This is a genomic window from Pseudomonas sp. OA65, assembly GCF_017498305.1.
GTDB classification, from domain to species: domain Bacteria; phylum Pseudomonadota; class Gammaproteobacteria; order Pseudomonadales; family Pseudomonadaceae; genus Aquipseudomonas; species Aquipseudomonas zanjanensis.
Genome location: NZ_JAGDEZ010000012.1, coordinates 11,821 through 26,146, shown reverse-complemented (window position 1 = coordinate 26,146; position 14,326 = coordinate 11,821). Strand labels below are relative to the sequence as shown.

At 63.3% G+C, this 14,326-nt stretch carries 15 protein-coding genes; 5 read left to right on the top strand and 10 right to left on the bottom strand.

Going from position 1 to position 14,326, the window contains the following annotated elements; genetic code table 11:
* Positions 1-13: 13 nt before the first annotated feature.
* From J3361_RS12700 to J3361_RS12655, 10 genes are all read right to left on the bottom strand, one after another.
* On the bottom strand, positions 14-1,162 hold the full coding sequence (locus J3361_RS12700) for an efflux RND transporter periplasmic adaptor subunit (protein ID WP_207964889.1): 1,149 nt from the start codon (positions 1,160-1,162) through the stop codon (positions 14-16).
* A 156-nt stretch (positions 1,163-1,318) separates the two neighbouring features.
* The gene (locus tag J3361_RS12695; protein WP_207964888.1) at positions 1,319-2,416 is read right to left on the bottom strand and encodes a DUF1513 domain-containing protein; all 1,098 of its coding nucleotides are present in this window, start codon (positions 2,414-2,416) and stop codon (positions 1,319-1,321) included.
* A gap of 2 nt (positions 2,417-2,418) precedes the next feature.
* Positions 2,419-3,483 (bottom strand): imelysin family protein, encoded by a 1,065-nt coding sequence (locus J3361_RS12690; RefSeq protein ID WP_207964887.1) that lies wholly within the window; start codon positions 3,481-3,483, stop codon positions 2,419-2,421.
* A 28-nt stretch (positions 3,484-3,511) separates the two neighbouring features.
* The gene (locus J3361_RS12685) at positions 3,512-4,939 is read right to left on the bottom strand and encodes a di-heme oxidoredictase family protein (protein ID WP_207964886.1); all 1,428 of its coding nucleotides are present in this window, start codon (positions 4,937-4,939) and stop codon (positions 3,512-3,514) included.
* A 216-nt stretch (positions 4,940-5,155) separates the two neighbouring features.
* Entirely contained in the window at positions 5,156-6,496 is a 1,341-nt protein-coding gene (locus tag J3361_RS12680) for a HAMP domain-containing sensor histidine kinase (protein ID WP_207964885.1), read from the bottom strand.
* A 66-nt stretch (positions 6,497-6,562) separates the two neighbouring features.
* A complete protein-coding gene (locus tag J3361_RS12675) occupies positions 6,563-7,000 on the bottom strand; it encodes a Spy/CpxP family protein refolding chaperone (protein WP_207964884.1) in 438 nt (145 codons plus the stop codon).
* Positions 7,001-7,267: 267 nt separating this feature from the next.
* Positions 7,268-7,945 carry a response regulator transcription factor gene (locus J3361_RS12670; protein ID WP_207964883.1) on the bottom strand — a complete coding sequence of 226 codons (678 nt, stop codon included), beginning with the start codon at positions 7,943-7,945 and terminating at the stop codon, positions 7,268-7,270.
* A gap of 7 nt (positions 7,946-7,952) precedes the next feature.
* Positions 7,953-8,363 carry a translation initiation factor 2 gene (locus J3361_RS12665; RefSeq protein WP_186706295.1) on the bottom strand — a complete coding sequence of 137 codons (411 nt, stop codon included), beginning with the start codon at positions 8,361-8,363 and terminating at the stop codon, positions 7,953-7,955.
* A 120-nt stretch (positions 8,364-8,483) separates the two neighbouring features.
* Entirely contained in the window at positions 8,484-8,783 is a 300-nt protein-coding gene (locus tag J3361_RS12660; protein ID WP_207964882.1) for a YciI family protein, read from the bottom strand.
* 1 nt (position 8,784) lies between these two features.
* On the bottom strand, positions 8,785-9,381 hold the full coding sequence (locus J3361_RS12655) for a septation protein A (RefSeq protein WP_207964881.1): 597 nt from the start codon (positions 9,379-9,381) through the stop codon (positions 8,785-8,787).
* 87 nt (positions 9,382-9,468) lie between these two features.
* Here J3361_RS12655 and J3361_RS12650 point away from each other — a divergent pair, with 87 nt between their 5' ends.
* From J3361_RS12650 to rluB, 5 genes are all read left to right on the top strand, one after another.
* Positions 9,469-10,332 (top strand): PHP domain-containing protein, encoded by an 864-nt coding sequence (locus tag J3361_RS12650; RefSeq protein WP_207964880.1) that lies wholly within the window; start codon positions 9,469-9,471, stop codon positions 10,330-10,332.
* A gap of 13 nt (positions 10,333-10,345) precedes the next feature.
* Positions 10,346-10,975 (top strand): L-threonylcarbamoyladenylate synthase, encoded by a 630-nt coding sequence (locus J3361_RS12645; RefSeq protein ID WP_186706291.1) that lies wholly within the window; start codon positions 10,346-10,348, stop codon positions 10,973-10,975.
* A gap of 132 nt (positions 10,976-11,107) precedes the next feature.
* A complete protein-coding gene (locus tag J3361_RS12640) occupies positions 11,108-11,806 on the top strand; it encodes a ScpA family protein (protein WP_207964979.1) in 699 nt (232 codons plus the stop codon).
* Positions 11,807-11,817: 11 nt separating this feature from the next.
* Entirely contained in the window at positions 11,818-12,771 is a 954-nt protein-coding gene (gene scpB, locus J3361_RS12635) for an SMC-Scp complex subunit ScpB (RefSeq protein WP_207964879.1), read from the top strand.
* A gap of 309 nt (positions 12,772-13,080) precedes the next feature.
* Complete coding sequence (rluB, locus tag J3361_RS12630) at positions 13,081-14,316, top strand: 23S rRNA pseudouridine(2605) synthase RluB (protein WP_072408639.1); 1,236 nt, start codon at positions 13,081-13,083, stop codon at positions 14,314-14,316.
* Positions 14,317-14,326: the final 10 nt, after the last annotated feature.

The window sequence follows — 14,326 nt, the reverse complement described above, 5'->3', positions numbered from 1 at the left end:
GGGGGTTCCTTGATCAGTCCGCGCGCGGCGGGCTGTTCTGTTCGGTCAGGGTCTTGTCGTCGCTGATGGCGATCGGCGTACCGTTATCGAGCTTGATCTGGCCGGCGATCACGACTTGTTCGCCGTTCTGCACGCCTTTGGACACCAGCACCAGCCCATCGCGTCGCTCACCGGTTTCAACGAAACGCCGTTCGGCGATCAGGAGCGGCTGGCCCTTGTCGTCTTTCTCGACGGTGCCGTCGGCGGTTTTCTTTTGTGTCACCACGTACATGGAGTTGCCGTAGAGGGTGTAGGTCACGGCGCTTTCAGGGACGACGATTCCGTCTGCGACGTCCGGCAGGATCACCTGCAGGTTGGCGAACATCCCGGGCAGCAATTTGCCGTCGGGGTTGGCCAGGGTGGCGCGCACCAGGACGTTGCGGGTGCTGTCCTCGACCTTGGGGTTGATCGCGCTGATGGTGCCGACGAAGGTCTGCCCGGGGTAGGCCGAGACGCTGACATTGACCGGCTGTGCCACGGCGAGCCGGGGCACGGTTTGCTCCGGGACGTAGAAGTCCACATACAGGCTGCTGAGGTCCTGCAGGGTCGCGATCACCGTGCCGCTGGCCAGGTAGTCGCCGACATCCACCTGGCGAATGCCGATGGTGCCGCTGAACGGCGCCAGGATGTGTTTCTTGGCCAGCGAAGCCTTGAGCTGGTTGACTGTCGCCTGGTTCTTCTTCAACTGCGCCGAGAGCCGGTCGAATTCGCCCTTGGAGATCGCCTGGCTGCCCACCAGTTGTCGACCACGACCAAAATCCAGTTGCGACAGGCCAAGGTCGGCCTCGGCGGTTTCCAGCAGGGCGCTTTCGACTTCGCTGTCCAGTTGCAGGAGCGGCTGGCCGGCCTTGACCTTCTGCCCGGACTGGAATTGCACCTTCTGCACGGTCCCGGCGATTTCCAGGCTCAGGTCCACGCCTTGCAGCGCCTTGAGGCTGCCGACGGTGGGCAGGCGGGCCTGCCAGGGTTGCTGGGCCGCTGTGGCCACGGCGACGCTGACCGGTGGTTTGGGGGCAGAAAACGTTTGGATCTGCTGGTAAACGGAGAAGGCCTTGTAGCCGGCGAGCAACAGCACCACCAGCAGGACAACACCCAACATGATCAGCATGCGGCGTCGCAGCATGTTCCACTTCCTTGGAAAAGAACCGAGAGAAAATACAGATAGGCCGGCACCTTACCCTGAGTGTGCGGGCTATTCCAGATGCTGGCGGGACGCTGGTGCGTGGGACTTTTCCGAAAAACAGGGGAGCTCGGCGCCGATGGGCTTCGCTCCCCGGTGTCAGACCAGATGCAGATGGTTGTCCCAGAGCCCTGCCGGCAGATCCAGTGGTTTTGCAACCAGTTGTGTCTGCCGACAATCGTAATAGCGACAACGGCCTTGGCCCGAGGTCACGACAAACCCGTCGGCCACCGCGCCCACGCCGGCACAGTCTGGCAGGGGGGCATCCAGGCGAACGTCGCCACTGTCCAGGTCCCAGATGAAAAAGCGGTTGCCGCGTGGGGCGGTCAGGGCCACCAGGCGCAGGTCGCTGTGTACGGCGACGCTGGCGGTGTAGTGCCCCATGGCCTGTAATTGTTCTGCGGGCACCGGGAATGCCTGGAACGGCTGGCCCGGTCGCTTGATCGACAGCAGTTCCGCCGATTCGTGGGCTGCGCCCATGAACTGCTGGCCGGAGACGATCGTGCCGTCGTTGGCGATGCCCAGGTGGCGCACGCTGTTCATCGATTGGGCGAGGGTTTCCTTGCTCAGCAGGGTGCCATCGCGCTGCATCAGCACCAGGCTCGGCTCCATGGCGTCGAGGTTCATTTCGACCCGGCTTTCGGCCTCGGTGCGAATGCCGCCGTTGGCGACCACCAGCGTCTCGCCATCGGGCATCCAGGACACCTGGTGAGGACCGATGCCATGGGTAGGAATCTCGCCGCTGTGCACCAGCCGCTCACCTTCGAAACGGTACACGCCCAACAAGCCGCGTCCCGGATCGGTGGTGTCGTTCTCGGTGGTATACAGCCATTCGCCGCTTTTATGGATGACCGCGTGGCCGTAGAAGTGCCGGTTCGGCAACGAGGCGATGGTTTGCAGCAGCGTCCCGTCGCGCAGGTCGATCAGGTAGCTTTCGGTGCCCGGGCGACGGGCGACGAACAGCGCAATCGGCTGCGTCGGATGGTTGATGATGTCATGGCAGCGCTGGCCGACCTGGGTGGCGAACACCCGCGTGCCGTCCAGTCGATAGCCGACGGCGTAGTGCTTGCCGTCGCCATCGTCCCGTGCCGAAAGCAGTAGCGGACTCTTGTCCTTTTGCTTGAACAGCGTCCAGCCGCCCAGGGTAACGGCGCCGAGCAGCAAGCTGCCCAGTGCCAGGACCTGACGTCGAAACATGATCAGTCACCGTCGTTGGCGTTGAAGCCCAATTGAATGCCCAGCGCCTTGGCCAGTTCGCCTTCGTGCAGGCGATGGACGACGTTGAGGCTGTCGTACAGATCGTTGAGTTGCTGGCGCCCGGCATCGTCGTTGAGCATTTCGGTCAACGAGCGCTGGCTGCTGGCGAACAGTTTCAACGAGGCATCGTAGGCGGCATCGATCTTGTCGGCCAGTGGCTTCTGGTCGCTTGGCAACAGGCCGCGCAGGCCCTTGTTGTCGACACCTGCCCAGACGGTCCTGGCCGCGCTCAGGCTGGCTTCCAGCCCTTGCAACGACGACTGGCTGCGCCAGGCATCGGCCTGGAATGGCTGAGGTACGCCCTTGCTCTGGCGGCCCATCGGCGTGCCGAGTTTTTTCTTCAAAGTATCCAGGGCCGTGACCTGCACGCGGAGCAGGTCGGCGATGGCCTCGTGAGAATCGGCGTAGCGCTGGTTGGGAAACTTGCTCATCTGGGCGAGCATGCCGTCGTTGCTGTTCCAGCCCGAGAGAATCTCTTCAGCGAGCTGCTTCTGGCGTTCGCCAATGGCAATGAGCAGCGGGCAATACTTGGCCTTCTGCGTGCTGTCGGCCATGTCGATTTTCGCGTCGAACAGCAGGTATTCGTAGGCCGACAACCCCTGCACGACCACGCTGGACTTGGCCAGGCCGGCGGCGTCGATCTGTGGTTGGCTGTTGACCAACTGTTCGACCTGACGGCCCACCAGGTTTTTCTTGTCCGGCCAGAACTGCACCTGCCAGGCGCGGTTGCCCTCGGCCAGCGGCCCGATCAGCAGTGGTTGCAGCTCGGCCCAGGCTTTTTGCGCCTTGAGGAAGTCGGCGCGGGCGGTCTCCAGGTTTTCCTGGCCTTGGCAGAACGCCAGGGCGCTGGTCGCCAGTTGCCGGTCGGCCTCGACCCAGCGGCTGTAGGTCGGCAGGATCACTTGCTTGGCGATGGCGGCCGAAGTGACGGCTTGCGGATCCTGGGGCGAGCAGGCACCGAGGGCGAGGGCGGCGAGGCTGGTGAACAGCAGTTTGGGACGGAACATGTCAGGCTCCCATTTCTGGAAAAGGCATTTAAAGGGAATTCAGAAAGGCCAGCAACGCAGCGCGCTGCTCGGCATTGAACGCTAAAACCTGGCGCTGCGCCGCTTGTGCTTCGCCGCCATGCCACAGCACGGCTTCGAGCAGGTTGCGGGCACGACCGTCATGCAGGAACTGGGTGTGGCTGTTGACGGCTTCGGTCAAGCCGATGCCCCACAGCGGCGGGGTTCGCCAGTCACGGCCGCTGGCCTTGAATTCGCTGCGGTTGTCGGCCAGGCCTTCGCCCATGTCGTGCAGCAGCAGGTCGGTGTAGGGGCGGATGACCTGGTTCGCCAGCTCCGGTTCGGCGGCGTTGGCGGCGGTGGTGTATTTCGGTGTGTGGCAGGACTGGCAACCGGCCTGGAAAAACAGATTCTTGCCCGCCAGCACTTGGGGCGAACTCACGTCGCGACGGGCCGGTACCGCGAGGTTGCGGCTGTAGAACAGCACCAGGCGCAGGATGTTGTCGCTGACTTCCGGTTCGCCGTCCGGGCCATTGCCGCTGGGCGCACGCTTGCAGTCGACTTGGGCCTCGGTGCAGTCGTCGAAGGGCCGCAGGCTGGTCGTCAGGCCCATGTCGCCGGAAAACGCATGGACGTTCTGTTGGTTGAGGTTGGGCTGTCCGGCTTTCCAGCCGAAACGCCCTAGCACGGTTTTCTGCTGCACATCGTCCCAGACCTGGTTGGGACGACCGGCGATGCCGTCGTTCTCCCGCGCCTGGGCTTCGGCGTTCGCCAGCAGCGCCTCGTCGGGGATGGCTTCCAGCAGGCCCAGGCCGATCATCGGCGGTGCCACGCGGGCTGAAAAGCGCGTGTCGGGGTGCATCGGGCCGTACCCCAACTGGGTGATCTGCAGGATTGGCTTGCGCAATTCGACGACGGTGCCGTCCTTGAAACGCACCGGGACCGGGGTGTAATCGACCCGCACCTTGCCTTCAGGGGCGACGCCGGGCACCGACATGTCCTGCAACTGCCCACCATAGACTGGCTCCGGCACTACGCCCAGTTGCTCGATGACCTTGGCGTAGGCGGGGGCGTCGGGAATCGACAGGCGCACCAGCATCGACACTGCACTGGTCGCATCCGGCGCGGGCGGATGGCCACGACCGTCCTTGACGTGACAGTTCTGGCAGGCGTTGGTGTTGAACAGGGGCCCGAGGCCGTCCCGGGCGGTGGTGGTCGAGGGGGCGATTACCCAGGGGCTGCGGAAGAAACTGTTGCCGACACTGAAATCCACGCGCCGCGAGGGTGGCAGGTTGGCCGAGGGCAGGGAAAAGGCGTTCTGATCACGCTTGCGGACCGTCGCGGCGCCACCGGAACGGGCCTCATCCGGTTCGGCCTGGGTAAAACGCGGGGCATCATCGCAGGCACTCAGGCCCAGGGCCATGAACAGTGCGCATAAACGAAGAGGCAACGGCGGCATCGGGCGTCCCGGGGATAGGTGAAAAGAGGGCGCAAAGTCTAACAGGGCGGGGCAGTTTGAATAAGAGGAATTATCGTTTGGTTGATAGGACCGCGCTTGATTCACTGTGGCGAGGGAGCTTGCTCTCGCTGGGCTACGAAGTAGCCCCAGGATTTTGCGGTTGCTGCGCAACCGAGCGGGAGCAAGCTCCCTCGCCACAGGGGGTATTTGCAATGCTTACGGCTGGACAACAGCCCCCGGCACCAACGGCAGCTCCAGTGTCGCAATGAAACCACCCTCGGGATGATTGCCCAACACCAGCGCACCGCCATGGCGTTCGGCGGCACGGCGTGCGATGGCCAGGCCCAGTCCGTGACCGGCGGCGGTCTGGCCGGGGGCGCGGTAGAACGGCTCGGCCAATTGCCCGAGGTGTTCGGCCTCAACACCGGGCCCGTGGTCACGTACGCTGACCAGGATCCGTTCGCCTTGGCGCCGCGCGTGCATCTCGATCGATTGCCCGGCCGGATTGAAGCGTTGGGCGTTGCGCAGCAGGTTGTCCACTGCTCGCTCGATCATGGTCGGCCAACCCTTGAGGGTCAGGTTCGCCTCGGTTTCAAGCTGCACGGTTTGCTCCGGTGAAGCCAGTTGCGCATCTTTTTGCAGGGTGACCAGCAGCGCGTTGAGGTCGATTTCTTCGGCGCTGGCGTTGTCGGCATCGACCCGGGCCAGGACCAGGATTTCGCTGATCAGCGCTTCCAGCCGATCACATTCACGGGTCAGGCGCGGCCAGAGCTTTTCACGCTCCTCGGGGCTGGCCCGTTCCGCCAAAGCCAGGGCAATGCGCAGTCGGGCCAGGGGTGAGCGCAATTCGTGGGACACGTCCCGCAGCAGTTGTCGCTGGCTGGCGATCAGGCTTTGCAAACGCGCGCCCATGCGGTTGAAGTCGGTGGCCAGTACGCCGAACTCATCCCGGCGGTTGGCCAGCTTGGCGAGGCTGTTCTGCTGGTAGGTGGCTTGGCCCAGGTCATGCACCGCACCGCGCAGTCGACTCAGCGGACGAGTGATGGAGAGCGTCACCAACAGGCTGAACAAGGTCAGCACCACCAACGCGATCCCCAGGGCACTGAGGGGCCAGAGCAGGCTGCCGCGGTGCCAGGCGTCCAGTTCGGGATGGGGGATGCGGTAGATGAACAGGTAGGTGTCGCCGCTTTTGGCGCTGGTGAACTCGTCGGTCAGCCGGCGCCAGGGCAGGCGGCGGTCGTCGTTTTTCTGTCGGGCCTCGAAGGCGGCGGCACGATGGGGGAAAGTGCCACGTACCACCGGGTCGCCGCTTTCGTTGAACACCTGGACGTCAATGTGATACTGGCGCTTGCGCTGTTTCAGAATTTCCTGGGCGGCGTCCTCGCCTTGGGTTTCGTAGGTCTGCGTCCACTCTTCGGGCAGGGTATTGAGCCCCGGGTGACGGCTGAGGATCCAGTTGTCCTGGTTCAGCATGTGGCCCATCAGGATCGAAAGCCCTGCAACCAGAGTGATGGCCAGCCAGAAACTGGCCAGGATGCGCCAGAACAATGAACGCACGATAAATCCTCGAAAACAAAGAAAGCCCAACGGCGGTTGACCGTTGGGCTGGGGGGCTTCAGTGCATTATTGCGCTTTTTGCGGCTGTTGCGCTTTCCAGGCCTTGAATTCGGCCCATTCGGCGCGACGCTCGGCCTGCTTCTTCTGGATCGCGTCGAATTCTTTTTGCTGCTCAGGCTTCAACAATCCGCGGATCTGGGCATCGACCTTCTGGTGCCGGGCTTGCATTTCATCCTGCATGGCTTTTTGGTCGGCTGGCGACAGCTTGGCCAGGTATTTGTCGACCAGTGCCCGCTGTTCGTGGCGCTGTTCGCCCATGATCTGGCGAATCTGCTGGCGTTGTTCGCGGCTCAGGTCCAGTTGGCTGTACGGGCCTTTGTCGTGCATCTGGCCGCCGTGACGCGGGCCGTCCATCGGCCCCATCGGGCCGGGGCCTTCGGGCATGGCCATGGCCACGGTCGGCAGGGCGGCAGCGAACATCAGAGCGATAAGGGTCTTGCGCATGGTGTGTCTCCTTGTCTCATTCCCGGTCAGTTCCGGATGTGTGCAGATTACGGAGATCAAGGTCAGCGGCGGTCAGGGGGGCGTAAAGCTTGGGTAAAGACGGTTGGGTGCAGGCCTGACAAATCTGCAGGACGAACACAGAAATTGTGGGAGCAAGGCTTGCCCGCGATGAAGATAATGCGGTCTATGGGGTAGCCGAGGTGTCTGCATCGCGGGCAAGCCTTGCTCCCACAAAATCCCCTCGCCACAGGAGATCGGCGCAGTGCCTTAAAGACTGTAGTAATAACCCCGGCTACGCAGCGCCACGATGCGCGGGCGGCCGTCGGGGTGGGGGCCGATTTTCTTGCGCAGGTTGCTCACGTGCATATCGAGGCTGCGGTCGTACAGGGTCAGTTTGCGGCCCAGGGCGATCTGCGCCAGTTCCTGCTTGTCCAGCGGCTCGCCCGGCTGCTTGAGCAGTGCTTCGAGCAGGCGGCTTTCGGACACGGTGAGGGTCTGTTCCTGTTCGTCGATGCTGACCACGCCACGCACCGGGCTGAAGGTCAGGTCACCCAGTTCGATCTGGCTGGACACGGCCGTCGGATGGCTGCGGCGCAGTACGGCGCGCAGGCGGGCGGTCAGTTCCCGTGGGTCGCAGGGCTTGGCCAGATAGTCGTCGGCCCCCAGTTCCAGGCCCAGGATGCGGTCCAGCGGTTCACCCCGGGCCGACAGCATCAGCACTGGCAGCTCCGCGTGATCGCTGCGCAATTGCTTGAGCAGTTCCAGGCCACTGCCGTCGGGCAGCATCACGTCCAGGACCACGGCAGCCGGTGCGGTTTCGGCCAAGGCCTTGCGGGCACTCTGGCCATCGTGACAGGCGCGGACCTGAAACCCTTCCTGGCTCAACCAACTTACGAGGAGCTCACACAGCTCCTGGTCATCATCTATCAGTAACAGCTCGCTCATGACTCACTCAATTTAGCCATTGCCGACGTTGTCTACGTCCACCGCTGGCAAAGATACCGCAGAGCAAGGCCAATAGCGCTACCCCGGCGCCAATGACGAACCATTGTTGTTGATCGGTCAGCAGGCGCGGCAGGGGGCTGGCCTGGGCTTCCTTGAGTTGCAGCTTCAGGCGCTGGTTCTCCTGGCGCAACCGGCCCACCAGCGCGCTTTCGCGTTCGCCGTTGGTGTTTTGGAGTTGCTGGGTGAGTGCTTCACGCATGCGCTCGCTGTCTTTCAAGCGTTGCTGCAACTCGGCGATCTGGCCGCCGGCGCTCAGGGACAAGGGCGCCGAATGACTGCCCTCGGTGCTTTCCTCGCCATGGGCGGGCGCCCCGATCGCCAACGAGACCAACAACAGGCACAACGGACCTTTGCGCATTGCAACTCCTGAATTCCAATCGAGATTAGACAGGTTGTCGGCCGGCAAATGAGAAAGATGAGCAACTGGCGTAATGAGCCTTGGAGGCTCATTGCGCCAGTGGATTTACGGCGGGAGGATTTACGGCAGGACTTGCTTGAACGGCTTGACCACGACCTCGGCATAGACGCCAGCCGCCACGAACGGATCGGCCTTGGCCCAGGCTTGCGCGTCGGCCAGGGAAGCGAATTCGGCGACGATCAGGCTGCCGGTGAAACCAGCGGCGCCTGGGTCATTGCTATCCACCGCCGGGTGCGGGCCGGCCAGCATGATGCGACCTTCGGCCTTGAGCTGTTGCAGGCGCTCCAGGTGGGCCGGGCGCACGGCCAGGCGTTTTTCCAGGGAGTCGGCGACGTCGGTGGCAATGATTGCGTAGAGCATGTCAGTCCTCGGTTTTGGGCGTGGTGGGGTCGGCTTCGTGCAGGTGACGGGACAGGTAGATGCCCTGGCCAATCAGGAACAGCAGCGTCATGCCCAGGCTGCCGAAGACCTTGAAGTCGACCCAGTACTCTTGGAATGTGAACGCAACGAACAGGTTGGCGGCGCCGCAGAACAGGAAAAACGCGATCCAGGCGATGTTCAACCGGGTCCAGATCAGGTCCGGCAGGTTGATGGCATGGCCCATGATGCGCTTGATCAGCAGGCGGTCGCCGATGAAGTGGCTGCCAATGAACGCGAGGGCGAACAGCCAGTTGACCACCGGGGCCTTCCATTTGAGGAAGGTTTCGCTGTGGAACGCCAGGGTCAGGCTACCGAATACCAGGCAGGCGATCAGGGTCAGCCACTGGCTCTTCTCCAGCTTGCGCTGGGACACGAACAGCGCGCCGTAGACCACCAGGGAGCTGATGATCAGCACCGCGGTGGCGCTGTAAATACCGCCTACAGTCAAGGAGTGGCCGGCGAAGTCGACGGCCCGGGGATCAAGTTTGTAGACGATGAAAAACAGCAGGAGCGGGATGAAGTCGATGAATTGTTTCACAGTGGCAGCCAGAAGCAGGATGTGGCGGCATAATAACAAACATCCTTGGCCGCGATAGGGCCAGCTGATTTGAGGTAACAAACTCTCGTGAATGTTGATTTGCACTGCCATAGCACGGCCTCCGATGGTGCCCTGGCGCCTGCGGTTCTGGTGGCGCGGGCGTTCGAGCACGGCGTGCGAGTCCTGGCCCTGACCGATCACGACACCCTCGAAGGCCTCGACGAGGCCCGCAGTGCCGCCACGGCGCTGGGCATGCAGCTGGTCAATGGCGTCGAGCTGTCCTGCACCTGGGGCGGGGCGACCATCCATGTGCTGGGCTATGGTTTTGATGTGAATGCGCCTGCGTTGGTCGAGGCCATCGCACAGCTGCGCGACGGGCGCTGGCTGCGTTCCGAAGAGATCAGCCGCAAGCTGGCCCTCAAGGGCATGCCCGGTGCGCTGGACGGCGCCCGGCAGATCCAGCAGGAACTGGGCGACAGCGGCAACGCACCGGCCCGGCCACACTTTGCCGACTGGATGGTGCGCGAAGGGTTCGTCAAGGACCGCGCCGAAGCGTTCCGCAAATGGTTGGGGGCCGGCAAGCTGGGGGACGTCAAGCAGCATTGGCCGACCCTGGAAGACACCGTCCAGACCCTGCGGGCCGCGGGTGCCTGGGTCAGCCTGGCGCATCCATGGCACTATGATTTCACCCGCAGCAAGCGCCGACGCCTGGTCACCGACTATATTCAAGCGGGGGGCCACGCCATCGAGGTGGTCAATGGCCATCAGCCTGCCGAGCAGGTCGGCAGCCTGGCGATCCTGGCTCGTGAGTTCGGCCTGCTGGTCACCGCCGGCAGTGATTTCCATGGCCCTGGGGGCTGGTCCGAGATTGGCGAATACCGCCCGTTGCCGGAAGATCTGCCACCACTCTGGTGTAGATTCAAACATGATCCCGTTACCGCCGCCGTCTGAACAGGTAGAACACGTGAGTCAATTTTTCCAGATTCATCCGGAAAACCCGCAAGCGCGCCTGATCAAGCAGGCCGTGGAAATCATTCGTGGCGGTGGCGTGGTGGTCTATCCCACCGACTCGTCCTACGCCATCGGTTGCCAGATCGGCGACAAGAACGCAGTGGAGCGGGTCAGGCGCCTGCGCCAACTGGACGACAAGCACAACTTCGCGCTCATCTGCAGCGACCTGTCGCAGTTGGGCCTGTTCGCCAAGATCGACACCGGCACCTTCCGCTTGCTCAAGGCGCATTTGCCGGGGCCATACACCTTCATCCTCAATGCCACGCGGGAAGTCCCGCGGCTGTTGCTGCATCCGAAAAAGCGCACCATCGGCCTGCGGGTGCCGAGCCATCCCATCGCCCTGGCGCTGCTGGCGGAACTGGGTGAGCCGCTGATGAGCGTGACGCTGATCATGCCCGGCGAGACCGAGCCGTTGAACGATCCCTATGAGATGCGCCAGATACTCGAACATCAGGTGGACCTGATCATCGACGGTGGTTTCGGCGGCATGTCGGCGTCCACGGTGATCAACCTGGCCGACGGCGAGCCCCAGGTGGTGCGTGTCGGTTGCGGCGATCCGACGCCGTTCATGGTCGAGGCCTGAATGTCCGTCGTGGAAATCGCCGTGGACAGTGTCGACAGCCAGGCCGGCGCGCAACAGGAGTTGCCGTTCGCCATGGTCTATGGCCAGGCGGTCATGGAAATGCCCCTGGACCTGTACATTCCGCCGGATGCGCTGGAAGTGTTCCTCGAAGCCTTCGAGGGCCCGCTCGACCTGCTGCTGTACCTGATCCGCAAACAGAACATCAACATCCTCGACATTCCCGTGGCGGAAATCACCCGCCAGTACATGGGCTACGTCGAGTTGATGCAGTCGGTGCGCCTGGAACTGGCAGCCGAATACCTGGTGATGGCGGCCATGCTCGCGGAGATCAAGTCGCGGATGCTGCTGCCGCGCTCGGCGGAGGTCGAAGAGGAAGAGGACGACCCGCGGGCCGAGTTGATCCGCCGCTTGCAGGAATACGAACGCTTCAAGGCCGCCGCTGAAGGCATCGACGGCTTGAGCCGGGTGGGGCGCGATGTGGTGGTGCCCAAGCTCGACGCGCCCGAAGCGCGGGCGCGCAAGTTGCTGCCGGACGTGAGCCTGGAAGAGTTGCTGATATCCATGGCCGAGGTCCTGCGCCGGGGCGATATGTTTGAAAGTCACCAGGTCAGCCGCGAAGCGCTGTCCACCCGCGAGCGCATGAGTGATGTGCTGGAGCGGCTCAAGGGCGGCGGTTTCGTGCCGTTCGTCGAGCTGTTCACCGCCGAGGAGGGGCGTTTGGGGGTCGTCGTGACGTTTATGGCGGTCCTGGAATTGGTCAAGGAATCCTTGGTCGAGCTGGTGCAGAATGAGCCGTTCGCAGCGATCCACGTGCGGGCACGAGCCGAATAACGAGCAAATCAATGAATCTGACTGAACCCCGCGAGCTGGCCCCCTTGCTTGAAGCTTTCCTGTTGGCCTCGGGAAAGCCGCAATCGATGGAACGCCTGTTCGAACTCTTCGAAGAGGGCGAGCGGCCCGAGCCGGCCGTGTTCAAGAAAGCCCTGACACTGTTGGGCAAGTCCTGCGAGGGGCGGGCTTTCGAACTCAAGGAAGTGGCGTCGGGGTACCGCCTGCAAATCCGCGAGAAGTTCGCGCCGTGGGTGGGGCGCTTGTGGGAGGAACGGCCGCAGCGCTATTCCCGGGCGCTGCTCGAAACCATGGCGCTCATCGCCTATCGCCAGCCGATCACCCGGGGCGAGATCGAAGATGTGCGGGGCGTGGTGGTCAATAGCAACATCGTCAAGACGCTGCTGGAGCGCGAGTGGATCCGCGTTGTCGGCTATCGCGATGTGCCGGGCAAACCGGCGATGTTCGCCACCACCAAGGCCTTTCTCGATCACTTCAACCTGAAGAACCTGGATGACCTGCCGCCGCTGGCCGAATTGCGGGAACTGGAACCCGAACCGATGCTGGAGTTCGACGACGCCCCGGTACCCCAGGGCTTGCAGGAACTGGCCGACGCCAGTGCCGAGCCAGAGGAGCCGAAGGAAGAGACCAGTTTCCACTCGTTGTTGCTGGAGCTGGACACCATGGAGGAGGGCTTGAAGACCGATTTCGACGACCTGCTGCGGGAAGGTCCTGGTCCTGAGGGCGACTCGGATGAGCTGGCGGAGCCCGATAGCGCGGTGGAACCGGCACCAGAGCCAGAAGCGGAGCCGGAAGAAGATATCCTCGGCGTTGCCCAAGCCCGGGAAAAACTCCTGGCCGCCGTCGCCGCCCTCCAGCCGCCGGAACCCGAACTGAGCGACGAAGAAGCCGAAGCCCGGGCGTTGGCCGAAGCGATCGAAAACGAACGGCGCCAGTTCGACGATTGATCCAGCTGACACCACAACACCCCTGTGGGAGCGAGCCTGCTCGCGATAGCGGTCTGTCAACTGACATTGTTGTGGATGTGAAATCGCTATCGCGAGCAGGCTCGCTCCCACACTAGATAATGAATTCCACCCCGTTACGCGCCACCGGTCGGCGGAAAAAGCGCCGGGCGCTGGTTGATCAGCTAGTCTCTGATGCGCAATCGCCTCAACGCGCGTATGATTCGCGACCCCTTGGCGATCCCTTCGCCAAAGACCTATTTTCAAAGCGTCAGGCCAAGCCTGACCCGACCACACCGGGAGGTGCCCAGAATGAAAGACCAAGACCAGAACGACAGCCAGGAAATCGGCCCAGCAGGCGAGAAGCTGCAAAAAGTCCTTGCCCGTATCGGCGTCGGTTCGCGCCGTGACGTGGAAGCCTGGATCACCCAGGGCCGGATCAAGGTCAACGGCAAAGATGCCACCTTGGGCCTGCGGGTTGATATGCACGACGCCATCACCATCGATGGCAAGGTGATCAAACGCGAAGAGGCCGCCGAAACGGTGCGCCGCGTGATCATGTACAACAAGCCCGACGGCGAAATCTGCACCCGTGACGACCCGGAAGGCCGTCCGACCGTGTTCGACAAAATGCCGCGTCCGAAAGAAGGCCGCTGGATCAACATCGGTCGCCTGGACATCAACACCACCGGTCTGCTGATGTTTACCACCGATGGTGAACTGGCCAACCGCTTGATGCACCCGTCCTACGAGATGGACCGCGAATACGCCGTGCGTGTGCGTGGTGAAGTCGACGACGAGATGATCGAGCGCCTCAAGGCCGGCGTTGTGCTGGAAGACGGCCCGGCGCGTTTCACTGACATCAAGCAAGCGCCCGGCGGTGAAGGCTTCAACCATTGGTACCACTGCGTGGTGATGGAAGGCCGTAACCGTGAAGTGCGACGTTTGTGGGAATCCCAGGGGTTGGTGGTCAGCCGCCTGAAGCGCGTGCGTTTCGGTCCGGTGTTCCTCAATTCCGACCTGCCGATGGGCCGCTGGCGCGAAATGAGCCAGTACGAAGTCGACATCCTGGCCGCCGAAGTGGGTCTCAAGCCGGTGGCAATGCCGCAGATGACCGCCAAGAGCAAGGACAAGCTGGAGCGGATGCAGCGTAAATCCTCGCGTCCGATGGGCAAGACCGAGCGCGTGCGTACGCTGCGCCCGGCTGCTGATGGTGTGGCGACCGGCCCGCGTCCTTCGCGTGAGCCGCAGATCGAAGGCGAACGCCCGGCCCGCAAGCCTGCACCGCGTCAGGACGGCGAGCGTGGCCCACGCACGCCGCGTCCGGCCAATGGTCGCACTGAGCGCGGCGAAGGTCGCGGTGCCCCGGCGGGTCGCGGTACGCCGGTCGCCGATCGCCCGGCCGACACCAAGCGTCCGGCCAAGCCTGCGCCGAAAAAGCGCCCGGGTATCGTCCTGGCCGATCGCGATGCGCCATCGGGCAAGCGCCGTGGTGCCCCGGCAGGTTCGGGGCAGCGTCCGGGGTTTGGGCGTCGTAAGCCGGAGTGAGGCAGCGGTG